Annotated in this window: 28 protein-coding genes and 1 other RNA gene; 10 read left to right on the top strand and 19 right to left on the bottom strand. The window is 57.9% G+C overall.

Annotated features, from left to right (window positions below):
* Positions 1 to 2 precede the first annotated feature (2 nt).
* From GOV88_RS04360 to GOV88_RS04410, 11 genes are all read right to left on the bottom strand, one after another.
* Positions 3 to 1,589 carry an ABC transporter substrate-binding protein gene (locus GOV88_RS04360; protein ID WP_171122342.1) on the bottom strand — a complete coding sequence of 529 codons (1,587 nt, stop codon included), beginning with the start codon at positions 1,587 to 1,589 and terminating at the stop codon, positions 3 to 5.
* 126 nt (positions 1,590 to 1,715) lie between these two features.
* Complete coding sequence (locus GOV88_RS04365; protein ID WP_171239648.1) at positions 1,716 to 3,707, bottom strand: CocE/NonD family hydrolase; 1,992 nt, start codon at positions 3,705 to 3,707, stop codon at positions 1,716 to 1,718.
* Positions 3,708 to 3,758: 51 nt separating this feature from the next.
* On the bottom strand, positions 3,759 to 4,862 hold the full coding sequence (locus tag GOV88_RS04370; RefSeq protein WP_171239649.1) for a DUF4147 domain-containing protein: 1,104 nt from the start codon (positions 4,860 to 4,862) through the stop codon (positions 3,759 to 3,761).
* The gene (gene dtd, locus GOV88_RS04375; protein WP_171239650.1) at positions 4,862 to 5,299 is read right to left on the bottom strand and encodes a D-aminoacyl-tRNA deacylase; all 438 of its coding nucleotides are present in this window, start codon (positions 5,297 to 5,299) and stop codon (positions 4,862 to 4,864) included. The genes GOV88_RS04370 and dtd overlap by 1 nt, the downstream gene beginning before the upstream one ends.
* Positions 5,300 to 5,319: 20 nt before the next feature.
* Positions 5,320 to 5,988, bottom strand: coding sequence for a nitroreductase (locus tag GOV88_RS04380; protein WP_171120422.1), 669 nt, complete (start codon positions 5,986 to 5,988; stop codon positions 5,320 to 5,322).
* A 100-nt stretch (positions 5,989 to 6,088) separates the two neighbouring features.
* Complete coding sequence (locus GOV88_RS04385) at positions 6,089 to 7,177, bottom strand: TFIIB-type zinc finger domain-containing protein (RefSeq protein WP_171239651.1); 1,089 nt, start codon at positions 7,175 to 7,177, stop codon at positions 6,089 to 6,091.
* Between the two features lie 38 nt (positions 7,178 to 7,215).
* The gene (locus tag GOV88_RS04390; RefSeq protein WP_171120426.1) at positions 7,216 to 8,364 is read right to left on the bottom strand and encodes an SPFH domain-containing protein; all 1,149 of its coding nucleotides are present in this window, start codon (positions 8,362 to 8,364) and stop codon (positions 7,216 to 7,218) included.
* A 22-nt stretch (positions 8,365 to 8,386) separates the two neighbouring features.
* Positions 8,387 to 9,343, bottom strand: a complete 957-nt coding sequence (locus GOV88_RS04395; RefSeq protein ID WP_171120428.1) for a DUF2927 domain-containing protein — start codon at positions 9,341 to 9,343, stop codon at positions 8,387 to 8,389.
* A 4-nt stretch (positions 9,344 to 9,347) separates the two neighbouring features.
* The gene (locus GOV88_RS04400) at positions 9,348 to 10,538 is read right to left on the bottom strand and encodes a toxic anion resistance protein (protein WP_171120429.1); all 1,191 of its coding nucleotides are present in this window, start codon (positions 10,536 to 10,538) and stop codon (positions 9,348 to 9,350) included.
* A 28-nt stretch (positions 10,539 to 10,566) separates the two neighbouring features.
* On the bottom strand, positions 10,567 to 11,481 hold the full coding sequence (locus GOV88_RS04405) for a 5-bromo-4-chloroindolyl phosphate hydrolysis family protein (protein WP_171120431.1): 915 nt from the start codon (positions 11,479 to 11,481) through the stop codon (positions 10,567 to 10,569).
* A gap of 175 nt (positions 11,482 to 11,656) precedes the next feature.
* The gene (locus GOV88_RS04410) at positions 11,657 to 12,547 is read right to left on the bottom strand and encodes a pseudouridine synthase (RefSeq protein WP_254449163.1); all 891 of its coding nucleotides are present in this window, start codon (positions 12,545 to 12,547) and stop codon (positions 11,657 to 11,659) included.
* Here GOV88_RS04410 and GOV88_RS04415 point away from each other — a divergent pair.
* Positions 12,528 to 12,989, top strand: coding sequence for a nucleoside deaminase (locus GOV88_RS04415; protein WP_171120433.1), 462 nt, complete (start codon positions 12,528 to 12,530; stop codon positions 12,987 to 12,989). The two genes, GOV88_RS04410 and GOV88_RS04415, sit on opposite strands and share 20 nt — an antisense overlap.
* Positions 12,990 to 13,009: 20 nt before the next feature.
* On the opposite strand, the gene GOV88_RS04420 is transcribed toward GOV88_RS04415, so the two are convergent.
* Positions 13,010 to 13,702: a metal-dependent hydrolase gene (locus GOV88_RS04420; RefSeq protein WP_171239652.1), complete on the bottom strand. Its 693-nt coding sequence runs from the start codon at positions 13,700 to 13,702 to the stop codon at positions 13,010 to 13,012.
* A gap of 59 nt (positions 13,703 to 13,761) precedes the next feature.
* Here GOV88_RS04420 and GOV88_RS04425 point away from each other — a divergent pair, with 59 nt between their 5' ends.
* Positions 13,762 to 14,418, top strand: coding sequence for a ceramidase domain-containing protein (locus tag GOV88_RS04425; protein WP_171120438.1), 657 nt, complete (start codon positions 13,762 to 13,764; stop codon positions 14,416 to 14,418).
* Here GOV88_RS04425 and GOV88_RS04430 read toward each other — a convergent pair.
* Both GOV88_RS04430 and GOV88_RS04435 read right to left on the bottom strand, forming a co-directional pair.
* Positions 14,409 to 14,972 (bottom strand): DUF4202 domain-containing protein, encoded by a 564-nt coding sequence (locus GOV88_RS04430; RefSeq protein WP_171239653.1) that lies wholly within the window; start codon positions 14,970 to 14,972, stop codon positions 14,409 to 14,411. The two genes, GOV88_RS04425 and GOV88_RS04430, sit on opposite strands and share 10 nt — an antisense overlap.
* A gap of 145 nt (positions 14,973 to 15,117) precedes the next feature.
* The gene (locus GOV88_RS04435) at positions 15,118 to 15,276 is read right to left on the bottom strand and encodes a hypothetical protein (protein WP_171120441.1); all 159 of its coding nucleotides are present in this window, start codon (positions 15,274 to 15,276) and stop codon (positions 15,118 to 15,120) included.
* A gap of 227 nt (positions 15,277 to 15,503) precedes the next feature.
* On the opposite strand from GOV88_RS04435, the gene gatC reads away from it, so the two are divergent.
* The 5 genes from gatC (at position 15,504) to rnpB (ending at position 19,199) form a co-directional block, all read left to right on the top strand.
* Positions 15,504 to 15,791, top strand: a complete 288-nt coding sequence (gatC, locus tag GOV88_RS04440; protein ID WP_170325838.1) for an Asp-tRNA(Asn)/Glu-tRNA(Gln) amidotransferase subunit GatC — start codon at positions 15,504 to 15,506, stop codon at positions 15,789 to 15,791.
* Positions 15,792 to 15,794: 3 nt separating this feature from the next.
* Positions 15,795 to 17,282 carry an Asp-tRNA(Asn)/Glu-tRNA(Gln) amidotransferase subunit GatA gene (gene gatA / locus GOV88_RS04445; RefSeq protein ID WP_171120443.1) on the top strand — a complete coding sequence of 496 codons (1,488 nt, stop codon included), beginning with the start codon at positions 15,795 to 15,797 and terminating at the stop codon, positions 17,280 to 17,282.
* Between the two features lie 40 nt (positions 17,283 to 17,322).
* Entirely contained in the window at positions 17,323 to 18,012 is a 690-nt protein-coding gene (locus tag GOV88_RS04450; protein WP_171239654.1) for a hypothetical protein, read from the top strand.
* On the top strand, positions 17,996 to 18,679 hold the full coding sequence (locus tag GOV88_RS04455) for an N-acetylmuramoyl-L-alanine amidase (protein ID WP_371808215.1): 684 nt from the start codon (positions 17,996 to 17,998) through the stop codon (positions 18,677 to 18,679). The genes GOV88_RS04450 and GOV88_RS04455 overlap by 17 nt, the downstream gene beginning before the upstream one ends.
* Before the next feature lie 122 nt (positions 18,680 to 18,801).
* An RNA gene (gene rnpB / locus GOV88_RS04460) (RNase P RNA component class A) lies at positions 18,802 to 19,199 on the top strand.
* Between the two features lie 9 nt (positions 19,200 to 19,208).
* Here the strand turns inward: rnpB and GOV88_RS04465 are convergent.
* The gene (locus GOV88_RS04465) at positions 19,209 to 20,051 is read right to left on the bottom strand and encodes a DUF2182 domain-containing protein (protein WP_171239655.1); all 843 of its coding nucleotides are present in this window, start codon (positions 20,049 to 20,051) and stop codon (positions 19,209 to 19,211) included.
* Between the two features lie 12 nt (positions 20,052 to 20,063).
* Positions 20,064 to 20,699 (bottom strand): DUF1326 domain-containing protein, encoded by a 636-nt coding sequence (locus GOV88_RS04470; RefSeq protein ID WP_171212273.1) that lies wholly within the window; start codon positions 20,697 to 20,699, stop codon positions 20,064 to 20,066.
* Between the two features lie 495 nt (positions 20,700 to 21,194).
* Here GOV88_RS04470 and rpmG point away from each other — a divergent pair, with 495 nt between their 5' ends.
* Positions 21,195 to 21,362, top strand: coding sequence for a 50S ribosomal protein L33 (gene rpmG / locus GOV88_RS04475; protein ID WP_005630270.1), 168 nt, complete (start codon positions 21,195 to 21,197; stop codon positions 21,360 to 21,362).
* A 216-nt stretch (positions 21,363 to 21,578) separates the two neighbouring features.
* Positions 21,579 to 22,085, top strand: coding sequence for a hypothetical protein (locus GOV88_RS04480; RefSeq protein WP_171120450.1), 507 nt, complete (start codon positions 21,579 to 21,581; stop codon positions 22,083 to 22,085).
* Between the two features lie 167 nt (positions 22,086 to 22,252).
* Here the strand turns inward: GOV88_RS04480 and GOV88_RS04485 are convergent, their stop codons facing one another.
* Together GOV88_RS04485 and GOV88_RS04490 are read right to left on the bottom strand one after the other, a co-directional pair.
* Positions 22,253 to 23,029 (bottom strand): Bax inhibitor-1/YccA family protein, encoded by a 777-nt coding sequence (locus GOV88_RS04485; RefSeq protein WP_171120451.1) that lies wholly within the window; start codon positions 23,027 to 23,029, stop codon positions 22,253 to 22,255.
* Positions 23,030 to 23,210: 181 nt separating this feature from the next.
* Positions 23,211 to 23,420, bottom strand: coding sequence for a DUF1127 domain-containing protein (locus tag GOV88_RS04490; RefSeq protein WP_171239656.1), 210 nt, complete (start codon positions 23,418 to 23,420; stop codon positions 23,211 to 23,213).
* A 127-nt stretch (positions 23,421 to 23,547) separates the two neighbouring features.
* Between GOV88_RS04490 and GOV88_RS04495 the strand changes: the two genes are divergently transcribed.
* Entirely contained in the window at positions 23,548 to 24,429 is an 882-nt protein-coding gene (locus GOV88_RS04495; protein WP_171239657.1) for a LysR family transcriptional regulator, read from the top strand.
* Here the strand turns inward: GOV88_RS04495 and GOV88_RS04500 are convergent.
* Positions 24,426 to 25,382, bottom strand: coding sequence for an NADPH:quinone oxidoreductase family protein (locus GOV88_RS04500; RefSeq protein ID WP_171239658.1), 957 nt, complete (start codon positions 25,380 to 25,382; stop codon positions 24,426 to 24,428). The genes GOV88_RS04495 and GOV88_RS04500 overlap by 4 nt on opposite strands.
* Positions 25,383 to 25,428: the final 46 nt, after the last annotated feature.

Below are 25,428 nucleotides of genomic sequence, written 5' to 3' on the forward strand. Positions count from 1 at the left end.
TATCAGGCGAACCACATCTTACGAGAAACGTTGCCGTTCATCATCTCTTGGGTCGGATCGGAATCCCACCCGGCAAGCTGGTTGCTGATGCCTTCGACAAAGTCGTTGAACATCGGGCAGATCAGGCCGCCTTCGTCGCGGACCATCTGACCCATCTGGCTGTAGATGTCCTTACGCTTGTCGTTATCCAGCTCTGCACGGGCCTGGAACAGCATCTCGTCAAAGGCCGGGACCTTGAAGCGCGTGTCGTTCCAATCCGCTGTCGACAGATACGCGGTTGCGTACATCTGATCCTGCACCGGACGGCCACCCCAGTACGAGGCGCAGAAAGGCTGTACGTTCCAGACTTCGGACCAATAGCCGTCATTGGGCTCGCGCTTGATTTCCAGCGGGATACCAGCTTGCGCTGCGGTCTGCTGGAACAGCGCCGCCGCGTCGACAGCACCGGGGAAGGCGCCGTCTGCAACACGCAGAATGATCGGCGAGCCGTCATGGCCGGACTTCTTATAGTGCTCGGCCGCTTTTTCGAGGCTGAATTCACGCTGCGGGATCGAACCATCGAACAGCGGATAGGCCGCGTTGATTGGCATGTCGTTCCCGATGGTGCCATAGCCACGCAGAACTTTGTCCACCAGTTCCTGACGATTGATTGCGTGCTTAAGTGCCAGACGCAGCTCATTCTGGTCGAACGGTGCAGTGTCGCAATGCATGATGAACACATAGTGCCCACGACCGGCCGTCGAGTGTACGGTCAGGTTGGGCGCACGACCCAGCAGGTCTGCGACTTTGGGCTCGACTCGGTTGATCGCGTGAACCTGACCGGATTGCAGCGCAGCGGTACGCGCAGTGGCATCGTTGATGACGACCACTTCGACGCTGTCGAAATTGCCGAAATCCGGGTTCCAGTGGTTGGCGAACTTCTTGAACACGTGGCGCACGCCGGGCTCATCGACTTCCAACTGGTATGGGCCGGTGCCGATACCCGCGCCTGGGTTGTCCATGCCGCCATCGGGCTGAACGATCAGGTGATAATCGGCCATCAGGTAAGGAAGGTCGGCGTTCGGTTCGGTCAGCGTGACCTGGAAGTTGTCGCCATCGGCCTTCATCGACTCGATGCCCTTCATGATGCCCAAAGCACCAGACTTGGAGTCTTCGTTCGAATGGCGCTCCATCGTCTTCAGCACGTCTTCGCTGGTCATGGTTTTGCCGTTATGGAATTCCACGCCCTGACGCAGCTTGAAGGTCCAGACCTTAGCGTCGGCGCTGCCTTCAACGCTTTCAGCAAGGCGCGGTTCGATCGAGCCGTCAGGCGCAACTTCGACCAGTTGGTCGCCGAATTGCTTGCCGTTTTGGAACGGAACCGAGCTTGCATAGGTTGCCGGATCAAGCGAGTTGGTCGATTCGCCGCCTTGCAGACCAAATTTCAGATCACCGCCTTTTTTCGGGCCTGCCGCGCGTGCAGCATCTGCGAACAGTGTGCTGGCCATCGCTGTCGATACACCCAAGGCCGCAGCTTTCCCCATGAATTCGCGGCGGGTCAGCTTGCCCGCTGTGACCTCTTTGGTCATGTGAGTGAGTTGTTCGTTCATCCAATGATCTCCCAATTGGTTGGATATTTTTGGCCCTTTGCGGGCTTTTATTGACGCATGAGTCAAGTTAGGCGCAATTCGCGCTTCTGAGCAAGGATAAATGTCTTACCTTTTCAGCCCGAAAAATCACATCTGGTTGCGCGGTATGGTATCCTCCAGTTCCTTCGAAAACACCTCAACCTCCCCCTCATAGGCTGTCAATTTCGCCCTGAGGAAGAAACTAGTGTGATCTGACCACATTAGACAGGATGTTTCGGTTCGCAATTCAATACCGTCCCGCTGCAATTCCTGCGTCCAGAGGCAATGCCCTTTGGCTGAAAGAGGGTCATCCGGGTGGATCGACCAGCATTCGTAAGCGGTTCCGCCATTTGTCAGGCCGTGGTGATTGTCCTTTGTCAGGCCAAAGTCATCTTCGATGATCAGGCGGGTCTCACCGGTGTTCATATCCGTTTCGACACGTCTGTTGTTTTGGGCCTTGCGTAGGATGGTGGCGTCACGCGGCGCCTCGGATTCGGGGGGCGGGAAAACATATTCATCTGTTTCTGTCGGACGAACAGGGATCGAGACTTCGCCCTTAGTCAGATGTAGTTCAACCGGCTCCGGCGACGGCCAGATCAAGGGCCAATAGGCACTTGAAACAGCCATGCGTAGGCGGTGACCTTTCGGAACCCGATAGGCGATGTGGTCCAGATCCAGCGTGACATCATACGCGACGCCGGGGGACAAGGGGGCAGGTTGGGCATGGCTGTCGCGATGGGACAGATTTAACACGCCATATGTGATGCGCGTAGAGGCCCCGTCCGGGTGCAGGTGATTCAGACGTATGGCAACCTGCGCCTGAGGTCGGTCTGCGCTGATCCGCAACCGAATGCGGGGTGCACCGACGATATCAAGATCCGCCCCCAATGGTTCGCCGTCAAAACAGGCGGACATGGCATCGTCTGTACGCTGGTCACCTGGCATGTCCGGACCAAGCCAGATGGCGCAATACTCACCGCTTTCCATGCCGCATGTCTGAGGCGAACGGACCCTGACATCCATAGGACCCGACGCGCCCATTCCGGAATCGGTCAGGTGCCAATCTTGCGTCGGCAAATGGGATGTGGCGCCTTCATTCTCAGCGATCCAGCGCCCGGGGCGGTCGTTGTACCAGCGTTGCGGGCGAACCCCGTCCATCAGATACGCGCGGTAATCCGGGTCGCTCTCAACCCCGGTATCTGCATCTTTCAGCCAGTGGTCCCACCAGCGCAACGCTTCTTGTAGAAACCCGATCCGGGGTTCGGGCACGGCGAAATGCGGGTACTTGTGGACCCAAGGCCCAACGATGCCTTTGGCCGGGGACTTCAACTGCTCAACCAGCAAGGGAACCGTGTTTTTGTACGCGTCGCCCCAGCCCCCGACGGCCAAAGTCGCAGCTTGGATCGCGCTGAAGTCCTCGCAAACCGAGCCATGCTGCCAATACGCATCCCGCGTTTGATGGCGGAGCCAAACCGAGGGCAGGAACGGTTCATTCTCAAGCCGGTCCAGCCAAAGTTGACGCCAATTCGGGCGTAAGGCCGGATCGGGCGCGCGCGAAGAATAGGACCACATTGTCGCGCCCCATCCGAGGTTTTCATTCAGCAGGCAACCGCCCTTGTAATGGATGTCATCCGCATAGCGATCAGCCGTCGAACAGAGCGTGATGATCGCCTTCAGCGCCTCGGGCTGCATGGCCGCGACCTGCAATGCATTGAAGCCGCCCCAACTGATACCCATCATGCCGACGCTGCCCGTGCACCAAGGCTGTTTCGTCAACCATTCGATCGTCGCGACTGCATCGTCCAGTTCCTGCTGGGTATATTCATCTTCCATCAGCCCTTCGCTGTCGCCATTGCCGCGCATGTCGACACGAATACAGGCGTAACCGCGTTTGGCAAACCAGGGATGGGTCAGCGCGTCGCGTGTCGCGGTCCCGTCGCGTTTGCGATACGGTAAAAATTCCAGAATGGCGGGAACGGGGGTCTCGGTAGCTTTTTCGGGCATCCAGATTCGCGCCGAAAGGCGGCAACCGTCCGGCATGTGAATGCCGACATCCGGCAGATCCTGAATATCGTACAGCGTATTGGGATTGGGCGTCATTGTCTCAGTCTCAGCGTCTTTGATTTTCTCGGTCCATTGAAAATCGTCAAACTACGTGCGGATTGCGACAAGCAAGTCCATTACGTTTGTCCCGGTCGGACCCGTAACCAGCAAGGCCCCAACCTGATCCAGATAGCTGCCGCTATCGGCGTTTTTCAGAAATTCTTCCGCTGTTGGATTCCAGGTGGCCCCATCAATCACGGCCCCCGCTGCGTTTGTCGGGCCGTCCGTTCCATCAGTGCCACCAACCACTATCGTTATGCCAGGAATGCCCGAAACCTCTTTGGCCAAGGCCAGCGCCAGCGCCTGATTGCGCCCACCGCGTCCGGGTTTTTTGGGCAGAACAACCGTTGGTTCTCCGCCAAAGACCATGACGCCTTTCGGCATGTCGCGCAGACGTTGTCCCAACTGACTTGCGACGCTCAGATAGTCATCGTGCAAGCATTCTTCATTCGCAATCACATCGCAGCCTTCTGACTTTGCGGCAGCAACCGCAGCAGCCCGGGCAATGGCGTTAGAGGCCACGATCTGAGTCGAGGCTTGAAACTTTGGCGCGTCGGGCAATGCACCAATTCCCGACCCGATGACATTCAGGTCATCGCCGGGCACGTCAGAAATCGCAAGTACAGTCGCCCTGTCGCCGCGAAAATGCGAGAGAAGCCCACCGCCCTTGATGCGCGACAGCTTGCGACGCTCGGCGTTCATGGCCGTTATGTCCAGCCCTTCAGACAGCAGCTTTTGGTTCAACTGCTCCAAATCAGCAAGCGTTTTGCCGGGGACAAGATCGTCGGCAAGCGAGGATGCACCGCCTGACACCAACAGCAGCAAATGCGAGGCAGGGCCCATCGCTTCTACCGCCTCACGTAGGGCGCGGCCCCCGTCAAGGCTGCGAGAATTCGGCACGGGGTGTGCGGCTTCTATAATCGTCGCATGGTCAGGCAGATCGCGTCCGTGATCATCTTTGGTGACAACCAATGTCGGTTTAGGCCCAAAATGTTCCAGCGCGGCTCGCGCCATCGCTGCGGCGGGTTTCCCAACGGCCAGAATTTGATCGGGTGCCGCAATGCTGTCCAAGACTGCTGTGGTCGCCGCGTGCCCGCCGACTGCATCCACACCGGCTTGCCAGATGCGAATTGCACGTTGTTTTTGATCCATCAGCTTTCTACCCAAATCGTGACGGGGCCATCATTGACCAGCTCCACTGCCATATCCGCCCCGAACTGCCCTGTTTCCGTAGGAATCCCGAGACTACTCAACTTTGCAGCGAACACCTCGTACAGATGCTTACCAAGCTCAGGCGAGGCAGCTTCTGAGAACCCGGGACGATTTCCGCGCGATGTGTCAGCGGCCAGCGTGAACTGACTGATCACAAGAGCGGATCCGCTAATATCCAGAACGGACCGGTTCATCTTGCCTGCATCATCCTTGAATATGCGTAGCTTGGAGATTTTGGTCGCAAGCCGCTGTGCAGACGCCTCGTCATCTTCCTGCATTGCACAAACAAGCACCATGAGGCCGGGGCCAGTTCGACCAATCACGTCGCCATCCACCGAAACCTTGGCGTGAGAGACCCGTTGTAATACTGCGCGCAATCTGTTTCTCCAAAATGCTCTTAGCCGAGCCAGTCGACAAAAGCGTCCGGGCTGGCGCGATCCGTACGAAAACCGTTAGCCGGGTGGTCTTTGTCGGCATAGCCAAAGGATATCGCGCACAGGATCAGACGGTCTTCCGGGATGTCAAAATAGCGGTGCAGGAACGGGCCATAACTTGCAACTGCCGCTTGCGGAATGGTGGCCACGCCAAGGGCTTGGGCTGCAAGCGTAAAAGCGGTGACGAACCCGCCGCAATCCATCGCCCCATAAGGCCCAAGCTCAGCCGGGCTAGACAAGATCACACAGTGCGGCGCATCAAACAGAGTAAAGTTCTCCATCATTTGTCGTGCCGAAGCCGCGCGGTCGCCACGTTCCACGCCGACGGCTTCATAAAGGGCCCACCCGCATTCTCGGCGGCGATCCCGATAGACGCCCGAATAGGATGTGGGGAAGGGCAGGTCAGGGGCTGGCGCGCCGGACATTGCCTCCTCTCGCAGGGCATTGCGAAAACGCTCGGTTTCAGTGCCGCTGGTGACCACGACATTCCAAGGTTGTGCATTGCACCAACTGGGCACACGGCCTGCGCTGATCAGGATTTGCTCGATGTGTTCCCGTGGAACCGGATCGGGGCGGAATGCCCGACAGGAGTGGCGCGCAGCCAATAGCGTGTTCAGGTCCGATAACGTCACACTGGCCTCCCCATCGGCGTCGACGGGGCGAGGATGGCGTGTGGTTTGAGGATGTTCAAGCGCTTAAACGGCGAAACCGGTCCTGATGCCGTTCGCCCGATCACTGTTGCCCAGTCGCCAGCAGATACCCAACCCCTGCCGCGACCAGCAGGCCGACAACAACCGCGATCGTGATCTTGATCGCCGACCATGGACGCTCACCTTGAACCCGACCGGTACGTCCGTTGACAACAAACCGATAGGTCTGGCCACGGTACTTGTAGGCGGCCATCCAGACCGGCAGCAGAATATGCTTGAAGGTCACATCCCGAACGTCCGTATCGACCGAATGAATGCGTTGGCGATCACCACCAATATCGAACCGAACGTCACGTTCAATCACACGAGCCATATACCCCCGAGCCTCTGTATAACCTTCGTTCAGTTCGACGGTGTAAGCCTCAGCACGAAAGCCCGCCAGATACTCGGGTTGATAAGGTTCCAGCGCAGGTAGGTCCCAGGGTTCCAACGCATCGGTATAGCTTTTGGGCAGGGATCGAGAAGCCAGGACCAGAACGTCATCGAAAAAGCGCGCGACCTGTCCCGATTTTGGTGACCAGCGGATCTTGGCGACCTGCTGCTGCACCCGCTTTCCGTCGCGCATCACCGTGTGGGTTTCGTAATAAACCGTCCCGCGCTCGCCCCGGTAAGAGGATTGCGTATCCGCGTCAAATGTCCAGTAGGGTACGTAGATACCCTGCATCTTGCGCCCTTTGCGGGCATAGTCCTTGAGACCATTGGGCGCGAACCACAAACGACCAAGCCAATCCCCCATCGCTTTGTGCGCGGAACGCTCGTCCAGTGCAAAGGGCAGAACACCGCGTGGCTTGATATGTCGGCTGACGCCGGTACCTGTGACCACTGGGGTGGCGCAAAACGGACATTCCGCTGCATGGGTGTCGGGGTCAAACTCGACTTGAGCTGCGCAATTGGGGCACGTCAGAACGCGGGTTTCTTCGATTTCACCTTCCGGCAGGTTTTCTGACAGGGCGGCGTTGAAATCCAGCTCCTTCAGGGTTGCGCCGCCCCAAGGACCGGCGGCGATGCTCTGGGAATGGCCGCAATGATCGCACGTCAGCGTTCCGTCGCCCGGATTGAACCGATAGTCCGCACCGCATTGATCGCAGGGAAATCTGTGCTCTTTGGTCATGTTGCCCCCTCGTTCATCAAAAACAAACGCGGACCGGATCAGGTCCCCGGCGGAGGTGGTGGCAGGATGGTGAACAACTGAGCAAGCTCCTGGACATCGCCGGCCTTTTTCCACCCATCCTGACCTGCTGTCCAAACGTGGGTGTCGCGTGTGACTTCACCCTCGGCGGCCATGCGTCCCATCTTAGCTTTCGAGAATGGTCCGCTGGTCTGCCCATCCACGGCGATATGCCAGACATGTTCGACGGGTGGCGGGGGCGGTGGTGCCGCGTGCGCCGACGGTTGCGGGGCAGCGGGGGCGGGGCTTCCCCACGGGCCGCTCTGTTGACCCGCTGCCATGTTCGACATCTGCTGGGCCATCGCCATTCCCATGCCCATTCCAAGACCTGCGCCCATACCGCCGCCCTGACCGGGATTGTTGGCAGCCGCTGTCATTGCCTCGGCCGCTGAATATTGCGTGAACTTACCCAGATCGCCCGCCAGCCCCATTGACGTGCGCTTGTCCAGCGCCGCCTCGACCGCAGGCGGAAGCGAGATATTCTCAATGTAAAACTCGGGCATCTCCAGCCCGTAGCTGTCCAATACCGGTGAGACTTCGGCCGCGATCAGCTTGCCCAAATCCGCGGTGTTGGCGGCCATGTCCAAAACCGGAATGCCCGATCCGGCGATCACGCGGCTGAATTCCTGCACGATGATGTTGCGGATCTGAAAGCTGATCTCATCCATCGTGAATTCGCCATCAGTGCCGACAATCTCGACCATGAATTTCGCCGGATCTTTGACGCGGATTGTATAGGTTCCGAACGCGCGAATTCGGGTCGGTCCGAATTCGGGGTCGCGCAGCATGATAGGGTTCTTGGTGCCCCATTTCAGGTCGTTGAACCGGGTGGTGTTGACGAAATAGATCTCGGACTTGAACGGTGACTGGAACCCGTGATCCCAATGCTGCAGGGTTGTCAGGATCGGCATGTTGTTGGTCTCAAGCATATAAAGGCCCGGCGTGAACACATCCGCCAATTGTCCTTCATGCACGAACACGGCGGCCTGACCTTCGCGCACGGTCAGTTTGGCCCCGTATTTGATCTCATGACCTTCACGCTCGAACCGCCAAACCATTGTGTCGCGGGTGTCATCGACCCAGTGAATGACGTCAATAAATTCGCCGGTCAGAAAATCGAAAATACCCATTTGGGGTCTCCTTTCAGGGGGCTCAGAGCGGCTGGCCCATTAATTCGCGTGCAATAATCCGGACCACCGGGCGCGCGCTATCCACCGTCACGCCGGGTTCGAGGCGCGGATCATACAGCATGGTCAGAAGCTTTTCGTCATGGCTGGTCAACAGCGCAAATTCATCATCATCGTTGAAAATCGAAGGCCGCGCTGCAGGGCTGTCGTTCGACAATCCCAACCCTTGTGCAATTTCTTCGTGGATGCAGCTACGACGCAGCAATTCCGGCAACTCGGTTCGGATCAAGGTGACGGCACGCACGTATTTATATGGTGAAGAACTTGTGGCTGAGGCAAAGACGAAACAGTCGATATTCGCGCGCGGATTGGCAACCAGTTCCAGCGAGGCCTGACTGATATTCGGGATCAGTTCTTTCAGACGGGTCACGACGTAGGCGCTGTCATCCTTGCCTGCGAAAAAGACGTGAAAGTTTGCGCGGCGATTCACGACCGAGATCGGGTGCCCGGTCAGTTTTGCCAGCCGTGCGGTAAAGGATTCAACCTCGGTTGCATCTTGCGTGCGTGTGGCAGGCAAGACCGAGGGACCGAACTCTGTCTGTACCCTCACAGGCCCCGACCAGCGACTGAGTTGCCCGTCTGTCTGCCGGGACGATGCTGCGACCGCGTGATCGGGATATTCGCTGTAGAAAGCGATAGCTTCAAAGTTCCGCGCCAAGTCGTCTGCATCGAACGGGGTGTCCGGTCCGCCGCCATCGGTGCGTAGCAAACCGCGTGTCAGCAGATCACGCTCAACCCGTTCATAAAATCGCGCAAGGTCCTGGCTTGCGGCAGACGGAGCGACATAGGCATTCGCCGCAGGTGCTGGGGGCGCAGGCCGCGTTTCAGGGACGACGGAAGACGTCAGTGTCTCATCACAATTGGCCAGCGCCAACAGCGAAACAATGCCCAGAACAGCTTTTGGAAATCCCGGTCTCCGCATTCGGTTATCCCGGCACAGCGTTGCCGGCGTTGTCGCCAGTGCCGTCCTTGCGTGCTTTGGCCGAGGCCAAAGTATCGCGCAACTCGGCCTCCATCTTTTGCAATTCTTGTTCCGCGGCTGCGCGTCGCGCTTTGCCTTCGTCTGCAATTGCCAGGCTTTCGTTAATCGTCCCGATCAGGTCGGCATTGGCCTGTTTGACCGCTTCGATATCAAATACGCCACGTTCCATTTCCTCGCGGATCATCTTGTTCGATTGCCGCAGGTTGGCCGCGTTGGATGTCAGCAACTCGTTGGTCAGATCATTCGCATCCCGCACAGCCGAGGCTGCTTCCGCGCTGCGCTGGATGGTGACGGCCTGCGCAAGTTGAGTCTCCCACAGCGGGACGGTGTTTACCAATGTCGAGTTGATCTTGGTTACAAGCGACTTGTCGTTTTCCTGCACCAACCGGATCGAGGGCAGAGATTGCATCGTCACCTGCCGCGTCAGCTTCAGGTCGTGGACCCGGCGCTCCAGATCGTCACGGGCAGCGCGCATGTCGCGCAATTCCTGCGCCTTCATCACCTGTTCTTCTTCGGGCGCGGCGTTAACTTCCGCTTCCTTTTCAGGAATGTCATGGCTGTCCAGCTCGGTCAGCTTTTCTTCGCCAGCGGCGATGTAAAGCGCAAGTTCGTCATAGAAACTAAGCGTCTTTTCATACAGTAAATCCAGCGACTTGATGTCCTTGAGCAACGTGTGTTCATGCCCCAGCAAGTCGTCGGTGATCTTGTCGATTTGGCCCTGGACCTCTTCGTATTGCGCGGTGAACTTTGCAAATGGGGCCGCTTTTCCGATCAGCTTTTCCCACCAGCTTCTTTCACGGCGCACATCCAGTTCACTAACCGAGAATCCCCGGATCGTGGTGACGATATTGCGCAGGCTGTCTCCGGCTGGGCCGACGTCCTTGTTTCGTACGTCTGCCAGCATCGCCTGGCTGATTTCCTGCAACTCGGCCTGGGCGGATGAACCGAACGCGACAATCGAATTCGTGTTGTCCATGTCAATCTCGTCCATGCGTTTGCGAATTTCCGCGCTGACGGGTTCATCTGCTTCTTCCAGCGAAACCACTTCGGCTGCAGGTTCGGGCAGCGCGACGGCCGTTACTTCCTGCACAAGCGTTTCTGCTTCTACCGCCTTGTTCTTGATCTCATTGGACATTTGAAATCCTTTCTCAAAAAATGGCCGGTCAATCCAACCGAACCCCTTCGCGCTGCAACCTTTCGCGCAGCACGTCAATTTCAACAGTCAGGTCGCTGCGGTCATCCAAAAGCAATTTACGGGTTCGCGCCGCGAAATTCTGTTCAAGATCATCCAAAAGGGCCGAATAGTCAGCCAATGCCTGCGCGTCGCGGGTACGTGCATACACATCAGCAAACTTAATCGTCGCATCCCGCGCGCCCTGTAAATATACAGTCATGTATTTGCGCGCCCCGGCCAGATCGCGGGGGTCTTCTTCGACGGTTCGAAACAAATCTCTGGCGGTGTCCTGAAACTGTTCCACGCGGGCCTCGATCCTTCGGTCGCCAGCGCGCTTAATGGCGTCTGTCATCTCAGTCAGGTGCTGTTCGGCATCTTCTACAACCCGCGCAACGCGGTCTTGCTGGAATGTGTCGACGCCTTCCATCCCTTTGTCTGAAAGCGGATCAAACCCGAAGGAAACCGAATGCAATACCGTCGCCACACAGCCAAACAGGATTGGCGCGATCAAGCTGACCTCAGACGCAGAGGCCGCGTCCAAAAATTCGGAACGATAGGAGGCCAGCGCTGCGCCGAGGCCGGTGAGAATACTTGCGAAAATTTTTCGTGGAAATGCGGGCTTTCGCGCAACGCGGCGCGCGTTATACGCGGCTTCGGCGCGCAAGCCTTCACGCAAAAGGAACGCTGCCGCAGTCAGAACGCCCGCCGCGATCAATCCGATCGTCATTCCAACCGCGCCATCGTTGAGCGATAGGAACACCAGCGGCACGGCAGGCAGGAAAAGCAGGTTTGCGCGCGCGCCCGCAGGTTCTACGCGCGCGCCGTCGAATTGACCGCGCGCGGGTTGGTCTGGCTGAGAAGCGTCGCCCTGAGGACTAAATTTTCCGCCATAGCGTTTGGCCATCTGCTCACAAGCCCCCAAGTACGCCGGTGCAAACACCGAAGAGCAGTACAAGTAGGACCACATAGGCCAGTTTTTGTACTCCGGTACCGGACATGACGCCCCCCAAAGACTTTCCTACTGGAAAATCTAGGGCAAGGGACCCTGCGAAGCTAGGGGGAAGGTTGTTTAACTGGCGTCACTTGCGAGGTTTCTTGCCGATGGGCGCACGTTTTCTTTGCGGCCGCGCGGGGCGTTTGGCCGGAGTTGCGGGATCAGCGTCTAAACCAAGTTGATCGCGCATCACGCGGCGTCGGATTTCTTCGACTTCGCCGGGCTTTAGATTGCCCAGTTGGAATGGGCCATATGATACACGCAACAGCCGGTTCACGGCATAGCCGATATCCTCCATCGCGCGGCGAATTTCGCGGTTCTTGCCTTCACGAAGACCGATTGTCAGCCATGCGTTTGCGCCCTGTTGACGGTCCAGCGAGACATCCATCGGCAGAAACCGTTCGCCGTCGATCACCAGACCCTTGCGCAGGGGGGCGAAGTCTTCGTCCTTGGGGCGACCATTCACCCGCACGCGGTAATTGCGCAGCCAGCCGGTCGAGGGCAGCTCCAGCTTACGCTTGATGCCGCCGTCATTCGTCAGCAGCAGCAACCCTTCTGAATTCAGGTCCAGCCGTCCGACACTCATGACGCGGGGCATGTCCTCAGGCAGGTTGTCGAAGATCGTCGCGCGGCCCTTTTCGTCCCGTGTCGTCGTCACCAGACCCGGTGGTTTATGATAAAGCCACAGGCGCGACGGCTCGGGTTCGGACACCGGCTTGCCGTCCACGGTGATCTTGTCTTTGCCGGTGACGTTCAGGGCGGGGCTGGTGATGGTCTTGCCATTCACGCTCACACGACCGGCTTCGATCATGCGTTCGGCTTCACGGCGCGAGGCAACGCCCGCGCGGGCAATCACTTTGGCGATCCGGTCGCCGGGAGGAGGGGTTTTGCTCATCCGCAGCCCATAGCGCATCCCGTTGCCTTGCGAAAGACGCGTTTCTGATGCAGTCAAAGGCATGGAGTTCAGATCATTCATGAATATCGCACTGCAAGAGGCACGCGCCGCGGCAGACCGGGGTGAGGTTCCAGTGGGGGCCGTGATTGTCGCAGGCGATCGCGTCGTGGCCGCAGCAGGCAACCGCACGCGCGAGATGAACGACCCGACTGCACACGCCGAAATCCTTGCCTTGCGCGCAGCCTGTGCCGCTGTTGGGTCCGAGCGTTTGCCGGATCATGACCTGTACGTCACGCTGGAGCCTTGTGCGATGTGTGCGGCGGCTTTAGCTGCGGCGCGTATCCGGCGGATCTACTACGGCGCGGCTGACCCGAAATCGGGTGGCGTGGCCCATGGCGCGCGGGTTTTCACCCATTCGCAGGCGCACCATGTGCCCGAAGTCTATGATGGTATCGCAGCGCAGGAAGCTGCCGAACTGCTAAAGGCATTCTTCGCGGCGCGTCGGGGGGATGTGCCGGGCTGAAGCCCGGCCTATAGGTTTTTTTATAACTTGATGGGCTGCATCACTTCGGGCTCGATTACATCGACGCCGGGCAAGCCCTCGACCAAAGGCCGCGCCGATTGTTCCAGAATCGGGAAAGTCTTGTAGTGGCAGGGGATCACGGTCTTGAAGTTGAAATAGCGCTTGGCGGCGTAAGCTGCGCCCTTCATGTCCATGGTAAAGTGTCCGCCTGCCGACAGAATGCCGATGTCGGGTTTGTAATAATCCCCCATCCAGTCCATGTCGGCCATGATACCTGTGTCACCTGACACATATAGCATGTGACCATCCCCCGCGATCATGAACCCGACCTCGCTGCCGCCGGTACGCAGTCCGTCGGGTGTGGAAAAGGTCGAGCTATGCGAGGCCGGAACCATCGACACCATCACCCCGTTCAAGTTCACAGTGCCGCCTTTGTTGAAGCCTACGGTCTCAATCCCCTCGGACTCGCTCCAGTACCCCATCAGGTCGTACTGACCCACAACCGGAACCTTGAGGTGTTTGGCCAGCGAGACTACATCGGCCACGTGGTCGAAATGCGTATGTGTCAGAAGGATATGCGTCGCGCCGTCAAGGGCCGCGTCGTGCTGATCCTCGGGCAGAACGGGGTTACCGGTCAGCCAAGGGTCGATCAGCAGCACTTGCCCTCCGGTCTCGATGCGGAAACTGCCGTGGCCCAGCCAAATGATATTCATGAAAAAATCCTCCGAAACAGACTGTTGGCATTAACCTAGCATCGGCTATGTAAAATTTCATGGATTGGTTTCGGGAAATTGACGGATATTGCGAGAGATTGTCGCCCGACTATTGGGCAGAGCCGATCAATGCGGTGACAAACGCCGCATTTATCGTCGCCGCTTTCATCATGTGGAGGCGGGTGCGCGGGCAGGGGATGCCGCTGGCAGTGGCATTGGTGGTGATTCTGGCCGCGATCGGATTGGGCAGCTACCTGTTTCACACCCATGCGCAGGTTTGGGCAGCACTGGCGGACGTGGCGCCAATCCTGCTGTATATTCTGGTCTATATATACGCGATCAATCGCGACGTCTGGCAAATGCGTCCGCTTTATGCCGGTGTCGCCACCGCGCTGTTTGTACCCTATTCCACTGCGACAATCCCGGTCTTTCAACTGGTGCCCGGTCTGGGCGGGTCGGCGGCTTACGCGCCGGTTCCGCTGCTGATCCTGATCTACGCAGTCTTCCTGCGCCGTAGGTTTCCCGAGACGGCAGCAGGGCTGGCGTTTGGTGCTGTGATCCTGATTGCCTCAATTACGTTCCGCGCACTGGATGAACCGATCTGCGTTCAATTCGAAACTGGAACGCATTTCATGTGGCACATCTTGAACGCGACCATGTTGGGCTGGATGATCGAAGTATATCGCAGGCACCTGAAACGAACGTCTCAGGCTTGAAAAGCAGTGGCAAGGTTTGCGGGCAGGTCAAATTCTTCCAGCACACGTGAGCGGCCTTCGGCTGACATCTTGCGGGCTGTCTTTTCGACAATGCTTTGAATTTTTTCAGCCGAGTGTTTGGCAGCGAAAGGGGCAAAATACCATTTTAGGAAAACGAAGCAGATCACGTCCTCAAGTGCCTGAACCTCGTCATCGCGCTTGAGTCCCTGTTTGCGCAGCATCCGACCGGCCGCTTCGGTATTTTCGGCGCCATATTCGCTCAGCTCCATCAGGCCCATGACAATCTCGGCATGATGCACGCCCTGCGCTTTTCGCCAGGCCAAATATCCTGCACGCCCTTCCGGGAATTCGGTACGCGCCAGTTTCCAGCGTTCAACGTGCTGACCGCGCGCGGCAATTGTCAGCGCATCCGAGGCGTCCGGAAATAACCTGTCCAGCTCGGCACTCATGCGCTGACCATAGAGCAGGGCGGCGGGCTGGCCGTCTTCCAGATTGGGGTCCTTGGCGTTGGCCGCATCTATTGCGTCCAGTACTGCTTGCTTGCGGGGGCTCATTGGGTGCTCCGTTGTTGTGCCGGTTCAGCGGTCATGTCTGGCCGTATATCCAAAGCTACCCTATCGAGTTGCCGCGTTGCGTGCAGCAGCCAAATGAATTTTCGGGCCGGGGAGAGGAGTACCCGGCCCGGACGAAGCGGGCAAACTAGCTGGCAGGCTTCGCCTTATCTTGTGATACCGGTTCCGAGACCTGATCGGGGAAGCTCAGATCTGGAAACATGCTGTCCATTGTTGGCCCAAACGCATGGGCTTGCGCGGCAAGAACCGTGGTTGCCAATACAAAGGCAGTCATGAGGGTTTTCATCGTCTTACTCCGGTGATGGCTGTGTTGTGCTATTGAAATGAACAGTTCAGTTTATTTTTTCAAGATCAAAAGTGAACTAATCGGTTCACTTCTTCACATACCCGAAATGCAAAAATGAATGATCACCCTGGAAAACTCTGCGCCGTAGTCTCAGATCAGCTAAGCGGTGCCCTTGCGACCGAAGCATCAGACAGGTAAACGCCCCCTAACGCATATGAGGTTTTCCGATGTCGATTGACCAAAGCACTGCCGCAAAGGTGGCTAAACTGGCCCGGATCAAGGTCGAGGATGATGCGCTGCCTGCGCTGGCATCCGAATTCAACACCATCCTTGGGTTTATCGAACAGCTTAACGAAGTGGATGTCGAAGGCGTCGAACCGATGGTCTCGGTCGAGCCGATGCGCCTGAAACGTCGTGAGGATGTGGTCACCGACGGAAATCAGCAGGACAAAGTTCTGGCCAACGCCCCCGACGCGCGCGAGGGCTTTTTCGCAGTCCCCAAAGTGGTGGAGTAAGACATGAGCGATCTGAATAAACTGGGTCTGTCCGAGGCCCGCGACGCGCTGCGCAAGGGTGATGTGACCTCGGTCGAGCTGACCGAATCCTGCCTGAAGGCCATTGATGACGCAGACGCGCTGAACGCCTTCGTCCACAAAACACCTGAGATTGCTCTGGAGCGCGCCAAGGCTGCGGATGCCCGAATCAAAGAAGGCGACGCGCCTGCCATGTGCGGTCTGCCGATCGGCATCAAGGATCTGTTCTGCACCAAGGGTGTTCCTTCGCAGGCGGCGTCGAAGATTCTGGAAGGCTTTAAGCCCGAGTATGAATCAACTGTTTCACAGCAATTGGCCGATGCGGGCGCTGTGATGCTGGGCAAGCTGAATATGGATGAATTCGCCATGGGTTCGTCCAATGAAACCTCGGTCTACGGCAATGCCGTCAGCCCGTGGCGACGCGGCAATGACGATGCGCAATTGACACCGGGCGGCTCGTCCGGTGGGTCGGCCTCGGCTGTGGCCGCTGATCTGTGTCTGGCCGCGACCGGTACAGATACCGGCGGTTCGATCCGTCAGCCTGCGGCCTTCACCGGGATCACCGGCATCAAGCCCACCTACGGGCGCTGCTCACGCTGGGGCATCGTGGCCTTTGCGTCCTCGCTGGATCAGGCTGGTCCGATGACAAAGAACGTGCGCGACGCGGCAATCATGCTGGAAACCATGTGCGGCCACGACCCAAAGGATTCCACCAGCGCCGAGCTGGCCGTGCCCAACTTTGAGGCGATGCTGACCGGCGATATCAAGGGCAAGAAAATCGGTATCCCGAAAGAATACCGCATGGACGGTATGCCTGCCGAGATCGAAAAGCTCTGGTCCGACGGCGCGGCAATGCTCAAGGACGCGGGGGCCGAGATCGTCGATATCTCGCTGCCGCACACCAAATACGCGCTGCCAGCCTACTACGTGATTGCCCCGGCCGAGGCGTCCTCGAACCTCGCGCGCTATGACGGTGTCCGCTATGGCCGCCGCGCGACGCTGGCGCAGGGCGACGGCATCACCGAGATGTACGAGAAAACCCGCGCTGAAGGTTTCGGTCACGAGGTCCAGCGCCGCGTGATGGTTGGCACCTACGTACTGTCGGCAGGTTTCTACGACGCATATTACAACCGCGCCCGCCGTGTTCGCACCCTGATCAAGAAAGACTTCGAAGACGTCTTTGCCGCAGGTGTCGACGCGATACTGACCCCGGCCACCCCGTCGGCCTCGTTTGGTCTTGGTGAGATGACCGAGGCCGATCCGGTGCAGATGTATCTTAACGACGTCTTTACCGTGACCGTAAACTTGGCTGGTCTTCCGGGCATTTCGGTACCTGCGGGTCTGGATGCGCAGGGCTTGCCGCTTGGCCTTCAACTGATCGGTCGTCCATGGGACGAAGGCGATCTGCTGAACACGGCTTACGCGCTGGAAAACGCGGCGGGTTTTGTAGCCAAGCCGGGCAAATGGTGGTAAATCTCGGTTCAGGCAAGACGACTTAAAACGGAGCAGCCGAATGCGCCTTACGCTTCTGATTCCCGCCATTGGCTTGGTGGCCGCCTGCAATACGGTGGCCCCGATACAGAGCACAAGCTTCAATACGCCGCAATATCAGGCGCAGCGCGAGGCTGAATTGGCTGGGCAAGGGCTGACTGGTAACCCCTTGCTGGGACCAGTTGATGTGACCGAACAACAGCTTGGCGCCCCCGGCGATCCGCTTCCACCAACCGGAGAGAACGCGGATATCGCGTCGGCAACTGCTGTGGCCCTGGCCAACACCTCGGTTCCTGCGACGACGCCATTCGCAAGCAATAACGCGATTTCGGACGAGCAGGATTTTGAGGCCGTGTCCGGGCGCCGTACCATTGAATCCGACGCGGCCCGGATCGAGCAAAATCGCCAAACCTACGAAGTTGTGGCACCGACCGCCGTGCCGCAACGGGGCACGGATGGTCAGCCCAATATCGTGCAATACGCTCTGAATACATCGAACCCGGTTGGCACACAGCTTTACAGCCGCGCGGGGTTTAACCTGCAGGCCAAGGCGCAACGTAATTGCGCCCGGTATCCGTCGTCAGATCAGGCACAGATCGAATTCCTCGCAAGTGGCGGCCCCCAGCGCGATCGCAAAGGGCTGGACCCGGACGGGGACGGCTACGCATGTGGTTGGGACCCAAGCGCGTTCCGCAGTGCCGTCAACAACTGACCTTAACCCAATCTGGCACCCGTCACCCAATTTCGGGGAACGCCGGGGCGGTTTGAAGCCGTCGATGGTGGTTATCCACTACACCGCAATGGACAGCGCGCAGGGCGCCTTAAAGCGCCTATGCGATCCGCAACACGAAGTTTCCGCCCATTTCCTGATCGGTTCAGACGGTAAACTTTGGCAGATGGTGCGAGAAAAGGATCGCGCCTGGCACGCCGGAGCAGGAGAATGGCATGGTCAGGCCGACATCAACTCCCGGTCAATCGGCATCGAACTCGATAATCGCGGCGACCACCCGTTCGCTGAGCCGCAGATGATGGTTCTTGAGCGTCTTCTGACCGCTCTTTTACACAGATGGAAGATCCCCCCCAAGGGCGTCATCGGCCATTCTGATATGGCGCCCGGCCGCAAGCTGGACCCGGGTTCCCGATTTGACTGGCAACGGCTCGAGCATCAGGGGCTAGCAAAGCCGCGCGGTAAAGGTCAGCCCCCACAGATCGCTGAAATGCAAGAGTTCATAAGCTCGGCGCGCGCGGCTGGTTTCACCGCAAACGTCGACGATGAGACACTTCTAAATACAGTTCGCCTTCGATATCGACCTTGGGCTAGGGGACCTCTGACACCCGACGACCTCACTCCGCTAATAGAGAAGACCGGATCAAGCTGATCCGCTCTTCATCTGGCCAAAAATATCCCGGGGTTGAATTGGCCGCAGGCCAAGAAGGGGCTGGCCCCTTCACGTCCTAACCCCTTGACGCCACCCAACCCAAAGCATACCCACCGCACTGCGCGGAGGGCCGGATGGCCGCTGGGGCCTAGGCCCGAGAGGAAAGTCCGGACTCCACAAGACAACGGTGCCGGGTAACGCCCGGGCGGGGCAACCCGACGGAAAGCGCCACAGAAATCAGACCGCCTGCGGCTTCGGTCAAAGGTAAGGGTGAAACGGTGGGGTAAGAGCCCACCGCGCCCCTGGTAACAGGGGCGGCACGGCAAGCCCCACCGGGAGCAATGCCAAATAGGGTCCCCGCGCGGGCCGGTCGGCGCAAGCCGATACCGCCGCTAAGCGCGTCTTGGCCGAGAGGGACCGGGTTGGCAGCTTGAGCCGCGCAGCAATGCACGGCCTAGAGGAATGGTCATCGAAGGGGGCAACCCTGGAACAAGATCCGGCTTACAGGCCCTCCGCGCGTATTTTTACTTTAAGTCCCCACAGCAATTGCGCTTCCAATCAGCCACAGACCCGCAACGATCAGGGCAATCCCGGTTGCGGGGCCTAGCCATCGCGCACGCGGCAGGAGCTTTTCCAGCCCCACATAAATAGCAATACCGACAATCCAGTAGAGGTTCATCACGCCTCCGACGAACAGCAGCAGCATCAACGCCCAGCAGCAGCCCAGACAATATGCCCCGTGCACTGCGCCCACGCGAAAGGCACCCGTTGCGCCGGGTCGGTTGTGCTCGGCCAGAAACTGGGCCGGGCTGCGGCAGTGTCGAAGACATGCGGACTTCAGACTGGACAATTGATACAGACCCGCTGCCAGCAAAACACACCCGGAAAACACCTTGGACCGGATCGTCATCATAGGACCGTCCGACAAACCAATCTGCTCCAGCCCCCATTGCCCACCAGTCGCAAGCGCGCTGAACACAGCCCAAGCGACGAGGTAGCCGCTTAGAAAAACCAGGCTGAGCCATGTCGTGCGCTTCTTATCCGGCCCCATACGCTTGATGGCGGCGTACAATAGCACGGTTGGGGCGGCGCTGGGCGTCATCATCGCGATCATCATGACCCACCACATGAGGAATATCAGGATGGTGTAGGGCAGGGACCAGACGACTCGTCCGCCCATCTGCATAGGTTCGCCAATTGGCCCGGCCATGCGGGTCATCTCGACGGCGGTCATGTTCATCCCGATGCCGACAATGGTGTACCACGCGGCCGCCAACACGATCAGGGTGACGCAAAGCAATACGACGCCGCTGTCCCGCCGCAGAACGTAATCTACTGCTCCTGCGTGCGATTGATTTGTCTCAGAGGTCATATCGGCTGGGTATCACGCGCCGATTACGCCGTGGCCAGAGATATTGAGGTGGGCCAGATGCGCGTGCGTCGCATCAAAGGTCAGGCTGATTTCCCCACCCGTGGTTTTTGTTGTCCCGGATGCGGACTCAGCGTGCCGATACTCAAAACCGTTGGGCAGTTGGATGGACGCTCGATGCGGCAGCCCGGAAACGATATGAGGGATCGGGTTCACCTCAAGATCGAAGATACCTTTTACCTTTGCATAACCCTTGCGGTCTTCGCGGGACCAATCCAACTCAATCGGAAGGTAAAGTGTTTCGTGTTTTTTCGGTGCCATCGCGCTGTAGACGTACCAGAAGGTCGCCATCTCGTCGGTGTCTTCGCCTTTCATGATGGCTTCCAAAGCAGCCCTTTGATCCGCCGAGGCGCTTTCGTCGATGATCAATTGCATCTGGCCATTGCCTTCGTGGATGGGGCCCGGCCAGTAGTAGACGCCTGCCGCGCGCAGCCCAGCCAGATCGGTGTCCCCGTAATGCCCGGATTGAATGTCATACGCGACGACCGCCTCGCAATTGCCGTGCGTCGGCAACACACTGAACTGGCACGGGCACCCGAAGTTGCAGTTGCAATTGGCCAGTTCTTCGCCCTGAATCGCCCATTCCGTCATGATGTCCCCCCAATAAAATATAGCTACAAACACCGCTGTCATTGGTGCTTGCCTGTTTTTGGTGCCTCGAAACCGAGCCGTTCGGGGGCTTCTTCGATTTTGGAACTGAGGGGAAGTTATCACGGTTAAGTGATTGCCACAAACTTTGGGGGTTTTCGCCATAAATCATTTTATTGAGATGCCGCTTTTTCCGCGACCTCTAAGACTAAACGGATCGCCAAATCTGACATCCTGAGGGCAGGGCGCGATTCGGGCGGATACCGATCATGGATCATCGGATTTGATGCAGAAAGTGCTGCGGAGTGCGCTCCGTGCAGTTAATTCGGGTCAGATTCAGTCTTGTTTCAGCTCGCCAACCCGTCCGTCTGATGCCAATCCCGCTTAGGCTGGTTATCAGGTGCGATTGCGCTTGACATGGGCGGTGCAGGGCGTAAAAGCGCACGCTCATAGGAATTCAACCGAAAGGCCCTGCCTTTTCGGACGCAGGAGATAACCATGGCGAAGCCGACGACAATCAAGATCCGCCTGAACTCGACCGCGGGCACGGGCCACTTCTACGTGACCAAGAAGAACGCGCGCACCATGACCGAGAAGATGACCGTTCGTAAATACGATCCGGTCGCTCGGAAGCATGTCGAGTACAAGGAAGGCAAGATTAAGTAATCTGCCGTCCAGCTTGGACAAAGTTCAGGGGTCTGCTGCTGCAGGCCCCTTTTTCTTTGCAATATGATGGGGTGGTAGACAAAAAACGGACCCTCGATCGAAAAGCACGCGTTGCAACGAAGCATCAGCGGTCAGATCAATCGAATGGGGCATGGGTTGCTTTTTTGAATGGCTTGCCACTACGCTTCAACAACTCGTTCCAAAATGTTGGCCGTCATGAAAAAAATCTTGTTATCCACAATCACTGTGTTGGCCCTTGCGGCTTGTGAAGACCCTTACAACCGTCAGGGGGTCGGGTTCACGGGTATCGATGGTGAACCACGAACCTTGTCTGATGTCCCCGGAGCCGTGGCTTTCCTGCCTCGGGCAACCAACGTACCCGCAGAATTGGCCGTGTTGCCGCCGATCCGGGTGACTTCCGGTGAGACCGATCCGCAGAAACTTGCTCGGGTTGCCATTGATAATGGCGGACGCAGCGACACCAACTCGGTTGTTCTGACCGGATTGTCCACGAACATGTTCCTGAGCACTGTAAGCGTAAACGGCACGCTCTATGGCGTCCTGCGCACGGAAAACAACAGTACCCGGGTCGACAATCAAATTGGCGCAGCGTTCGGCCAGAATGCCGAACAGTTTACCGGATGCCTTGCAGCAGGTGACGTGTTCCGCAAAGGTTCGTCGCAGCGCAGCTCGGGCTTTGCGGTTCCTTTGAACTGTAGCTAAGAGCAAATCACATATAGCTGACAGAGCCTCCACCAATCGGTGGGGGCTTTTTCTTGCCCTGCTTGACGTAATGGGGGCAGTGCGCCACAGGAAAATCTTGCATCACTGGCCAAAAGAAAAGGGCGGACCCAACGGCCCGCCCCAAAAAGCCGAAGCTTGTTCGTCTGTTATTCCCGGTTGCCGAAGAGTTGCAGCAGGAACATGAACATGTTGATAAAGTCCAGATACAGGCTCAGCGCGCCCATGATCGCGGCTTTGCCCAACCATTCCTGATCGCCCGAGTGCGCCATCTGCAGGTAGGTGGTTTTGATGTTCTGCGTGTCATAGGCCGTCAGACCAGCAAAGATCAGAACGCCAATCACCGAAATTGCGAAGGCCACCGCGGAAGAGGCGATGAAGATGTTCACGATGGACGCGACGATCAGGCCGATAACGCCCATGATCAGGAACGTGCCCATTGCGGACAGGTCTTTCTTGGTGGTGTATCCGTACAGCGACAGACCGGCAAAGGCGATCGACGTGATCAGAAAGACCTGAATGATCGACTGACCGGTAAAGACCAAGAAAATCCAGCTGATAGACACACCCATGACGGCGGCGAACAAGTAAAAGACCGACTGAGCGCCCGATGCGGACAGGCGATTGATTCCGGCGCTGAAGCCAAAAACAAAGGCCAGCGGTGCAAACATGATGACCCACTTCAGGGGCGACGCGAAAAGCGTTGCGCCGAACGAGGTCAGGTATTTGTTGGCGCTTAGCTGAGCGGCGGCGGCCGACGGATCGGTTGTTGTTGCAAGACCAGCAATCGCCCAAGCCGCAGCAAAGGTGATCAGCATGCCAACGGACATTGTGCCGTAGACTTTGTTCATATGGGCGCGCAGGCCCTCATCAATCTCGGCAGCGCGAGCACCGGCCGCTGTCCGGATCGTGTCAAATTGTGCCATTAAAGGGTCTCCCTTTACTTATTCTTGTTGCGCCCTGAAATCAGTGCGCGTTCCACGCAAATATCGGCAAGTGCGAGCTACGTTTCAAGGGTTTAACACCGGAAACTGGCTAAAACACGCTACAAAAATGGCGGCCTGCTGACACGGGCCGCCATTCAGCGAAAAAAGATGCATTCTATGGTCACTTTTGCCAGAACTCCGGTGCGTCCCAAATATGACGGGTTGCCTCTGATTGGGCTTGTTCTCTTGTGATTCCAATATCCTCTAACGCCCGGTCGTCCAGTTGGCCAAGGGCGCGGCGTTGACGCATGAGCGACAGCGCGTCCCAAAGAGAAGTTACTGCAAAACGGCTGCGTGGATTGCAATTCGAAGCGAGTGTTAATTGGGTCATAGATTATGTCCTTTCCGTGAATTTCGATGGTTTGCGTCGGTCTTATCAACTTCCTTGATTTATATGGCTCGATATGACACATTTTAAAAATGAATATTTATGAACTGATGCATAAGGAATCGTGAACATGCGAAATCTGGACATCACCACGTTGCGCTCTTTCGTGGCGGTTGCCGATCAGGGCGGTGTGACGCGGGCGGCAGGGTTTTTGCACCTGACGCAATCCGCCGTTTCCATGCAATTGAAACGTCTGGAGGAACTGCTGGGGCTTGAATTGCTGGACCGCAGCGGCAGAACGATTGCGTTGACCGCGTCTGGCGAACAGTTGCTGGCCTATGCCCGTCGCATGATCTCCCTGAATGATGAGGTGATTTCGAAGCTCACGGATCAGGCATTTGAAGGAGAAGTTGTTTTGGGTGTGCCCCATGACATCGTCTACCCGGCCATCCCTCGGGTACTGCAACGCTTCAATGCCGATTTCCCGCGCGTGCGTGTTCAGTTGGTGTCGTCCTATTCGCTGCAACTGAAGGATATGTACAAAAAGGGAGAGTGCGACCTGATCCTGACAACAGAAGCGTCTGTCGGCGATGGGGCCGAAACAATTGCCGAGCTTCCGCTGCGTTGGATAGGGGCCCCCGGCGGCTCTGCCTGGCGCAAACGCCCTTTACCCTTGGCGCTTGGTCGTCGGTGTTTGTTCCGCCCGCAAGTGATCGCGGCCTTGGACGAAGCAGAAATCCCGTGGGAGCTGTCGGTCGAAACCGAAAACGACCGCACGATCGAAGCGACGGTCAGCGCGGATCTGGCCGTTCATGCGATGCTGGACGGAACCGAAGCGGCGCATCTTGCGCAAATTGACGACGGGGGCGTTTTGCCGGAACTGCCGGCGCACATGATCAACCTCTATGGCGGTGAAGCCGGTCGCGGCGCGGTTGTTGAGGCATTGGCCTCTTTGGTTCGGCAGAATTTCCGTCTGGTTGGTGGGACGCAGTTGAAGGCAGTAGTGGGCTAGGGGGTTATCACGACTTTGCCTGTCGCGGTGCGGTCCCGCAAAAGCTGCAACCCTTTTTCGACCTCGGCCAAAGGCAGGGTGTGGCTGATGTGGGGCTTGATCCGGCCTTCAGTATGCCACCGAAACAAGGTGTCAAAGCTGTTCTGAACGATCTGGGGGCGGAATTTTAAGTATCCGCCAATGTAGAAGCCGATCACGGTCAGGTTTTTGACCAACATGTGATTTGCGGGGATTTGGGGAACATCCCCACCGGCGAAACCGATCGGAAGCAGGCGGCCCTCGGGGTTTGTCGCGCGAAACGCCGCTTTGAAAACCTCTCCGCCAATCGCGTCGTAAACAACATCTGCCCCGCCCAATTCCCGAACCCGCTCACGCAGGTCTTCCGATGCGTCGATCAGATGGTCAGCGCCAGCGGCCCGGGCCACTTCAAGCTTGTCGGCGCCGCGCGCCTGCGCGATGACCGTCGCCCCCATCAGTTTACCGATCTCGACAGCCGTCAGGCCCACGCCCCCAGCCGCACCGGTGACCAACAGCGTTTCACCGGGCTGAAGGCGCGCGCGATGGTCCAGCGCGATATGGCTTGTGCCGTAGGCAATCTGGATCGCTGCTGCGTCTTCAAAGCTCATCGAGTCGGGCAATGAAATCGCGCGAGCGGCGTCGAAAACACCGAACTCAGCCAGTCCGCCTTGGCCAGAATACACCGCCACGCGATCTCCGGGGCACAGATGCGTGACGTCTGCGCCCAGTGAATCTACGACACCTGCGATTTCCATGCCCTGAGTGAACGGCGCATCAGGTGTGTCCTGATACGTGCCTTTCTGCATCAGAAGGTCGGCAAAATTCAAACCACAGGCCTTGATCCGGATGCGTATTTCGCCGGGGCCGGGTTCGGGCTGGGGCAAGTTGCAAAGTTGGGCCTCAGCCCCTTTGGATTGAATTCTATAGGCCAGCATGATCACGCTCCGTATTTTATGTGCATAGATTCGTTTTGGCCTGCGA

This window comes from Ruegeria sp. HKCCA5491 (assembly GCF_013034565.1).
In the GTDB taxonomy this organism is placed as follows: domain Bacteria; phylum Pseudomonadota; class Alphaproteobacteria; order Rhodobacterales; family Rhodobacteraceae; genus Ruegeria.

Excerpts from the sequence above, each read along its gene's own strand:
- GOV88_RS04360 (WP_171122342.1), bottom strand. The coding sequence starts at position 1,589 with ATGAACGAACAACTCACTCACATGACCAAAGAGGTCACAGCGGGCAAG.
- GOV88_RS04365 (WP_171239648.1), bottom strand. The coding sequence starts at position 3,707 with ATGACGCCCAATCCCAATACGCTGTACGATATTCAGGATCTGCCGGAT.
- GOV88_RS04370 (WP_171239649.1), bottom strand. The coding sequence starts at position 4,862 with ATGGATCAAAAACAACGTGCAATTCGCATCTGGCAAGCCGGTGTGGAT.
- GOV88_RS04385 (WP_171239651.1), bottom strand. The coding sequence starts at position 7,177 with ATGACCAAAGAGCACAGATTTCCCTGCGATCAATGCGGTGCGGACTAT.
- GOV88_RS04390 (WP_171120426.1), bottom strand. The coding sequence starts at position 8,364 with ATGGGTATTTTCGATTTTCTGACCGGCGAATTTATTGACGTCATTCAC.
- GOV88_RS04395 (WP_171120428.1), bottom strand. The coding sequence starts at position 9,343 with ATGCGGAGACCGGGATTTCCAAAAGCTGTTCTGGGCATTGTTTCGCTG.
- GOV88_RS04400 (WP_171120429.1), bottom strand. The coding sequence starts at position 10,538 with ATGTCCAATGAGATCAAGAACAAGGCGGTAGAAGCAGAAACGCTTGTG.
- GOV88_RS04405 (WP_171120431.1), bottom strand. The coding sequence starts at position 11,481 with ATGGCCAAACGCTATGGCGGAAAATTTAGTCCTCAGGGCGACGCTTCT.
- GOV88_RS04415 (WP_171120433.1), top strand. The coding sequence starts at position 12,528 with ATGGAGTTCAGATCATTCATGAATATCGCACTGCAAGAGGCACGCGCC.
- GOV88_RS04410 (WP_254449163.1), bottom strand. The coding sequence starts at position 12,547 with ATGAATGATCTGAACTCCATGCCTTTGACTGCATCAGAAACGCGTCTT.
- GOV88_RS04420 (WP_171239652.1), bottom strand. The coding sequence starts at position 13,702 with ATGAATATCATTTGGCTGGGCCACGGCAGTTTCCGCATCGAGACCGGA.
- GOV88_RS04425 (WP_171120438.1), top strand. The coding sequence starts at position 13,762 with ATGGATTGGTTTCGGGAAATTGACGGATATTGCGAGAGATTGTCGCCC.
- GOV88_RS04430 (WP_171239653.1), bottom strand. The coding sequence starts at position 14,972 with ATGAGCCCCCGCAAGCAAGCAGTACTGGACGCAATAGATGCGGCCAAC.
- GOV88_RS04435 (WP_171120441.1), bottom strand. The coding sequence starts at position 15,276 with ATGAAAACCCTCATGACTGCCTTTGTATTGGCAACCACGGTTCTTGCC.
- gatC (WP_170325838.1), top strand. The coding sequence starts at position 15,504 with ATGTCGATTGACCAAAGCACTGCCGCAAAGGTGGCTAAACTGGCCCGG.
- gatA (WP_171120443.1), top strand. The coding sequence starts at position 15,795 with ATGAGCGATCTGAATAAACTGGGTCTGTCCGAGGCCCGCGACGCGCTG.
- GOV88_RS04450 (WP_171239654.1), top strand. The coding sequence starts at position 17,323 with ATGCGCCTTACGCTTCTGATTCCCGCCATTGGCTTGGTGGCCGCCTGC.
- GOV88_RS04465 (WP_171239655.1), bottom strand. The coding sequence starts at position 20,051 with ATGACCTCTGAGACAAATCAATCGCACGCAGGAGCAGTAGATTACGTT.
- GOV88_RS04470 (WP_171212273.1), bottom strand. The coding sequence starts at position 20,699 with ATGACGGAATGGGCGATTCAGGGCGAAGAACTGGCCAATTGCAACTGC.
- rpmG (WP_005630270.1), top strand. The coding sequence starts at position 21,195 with ATGGCGAAGCCGACGACAATCAAGATCCGCCTGAACTCGACCGCGGGC.
- GOV88_RS04480 (WP_171120450.1), top strand. The coding sequence starts at position 21,579 with ATGAAAAAAATCTTGTTATCCACAATCACTGTGTTGGCCCTTGCGGCT.
- GOV88_RS04485 (WP_171120451.1), bottom strand. The coding sequence starts at position 23,029 with ATGGCACAATTTGACACGATCCGGACAGCGGCCGGTGCTCGCGCTGCC.
- GOV88_RS04490 (WP_171239656.1), bottom strand. The coding sequence starts at position 23,420 with ATGACCCAATTAACACTCGCTTCGAATTGCAATCCACGCAGCCGTTTT.
- GOV88_RS04495 (WP_171239657.1), top strand. The coding sequence starts at position 23,548 with ATGCGAAATCTGGACATCACCACGTTGCGCTCTTTCGTGGCGGTTGCC.
- GOV88_RS04500 (WP_171239658.1), bottom strand. The coding sequence starts at position 25,382 with ATGCTGGCCTATAGAATTCAATCCAAAGGGGCTGAGGCCCAACTTTGC.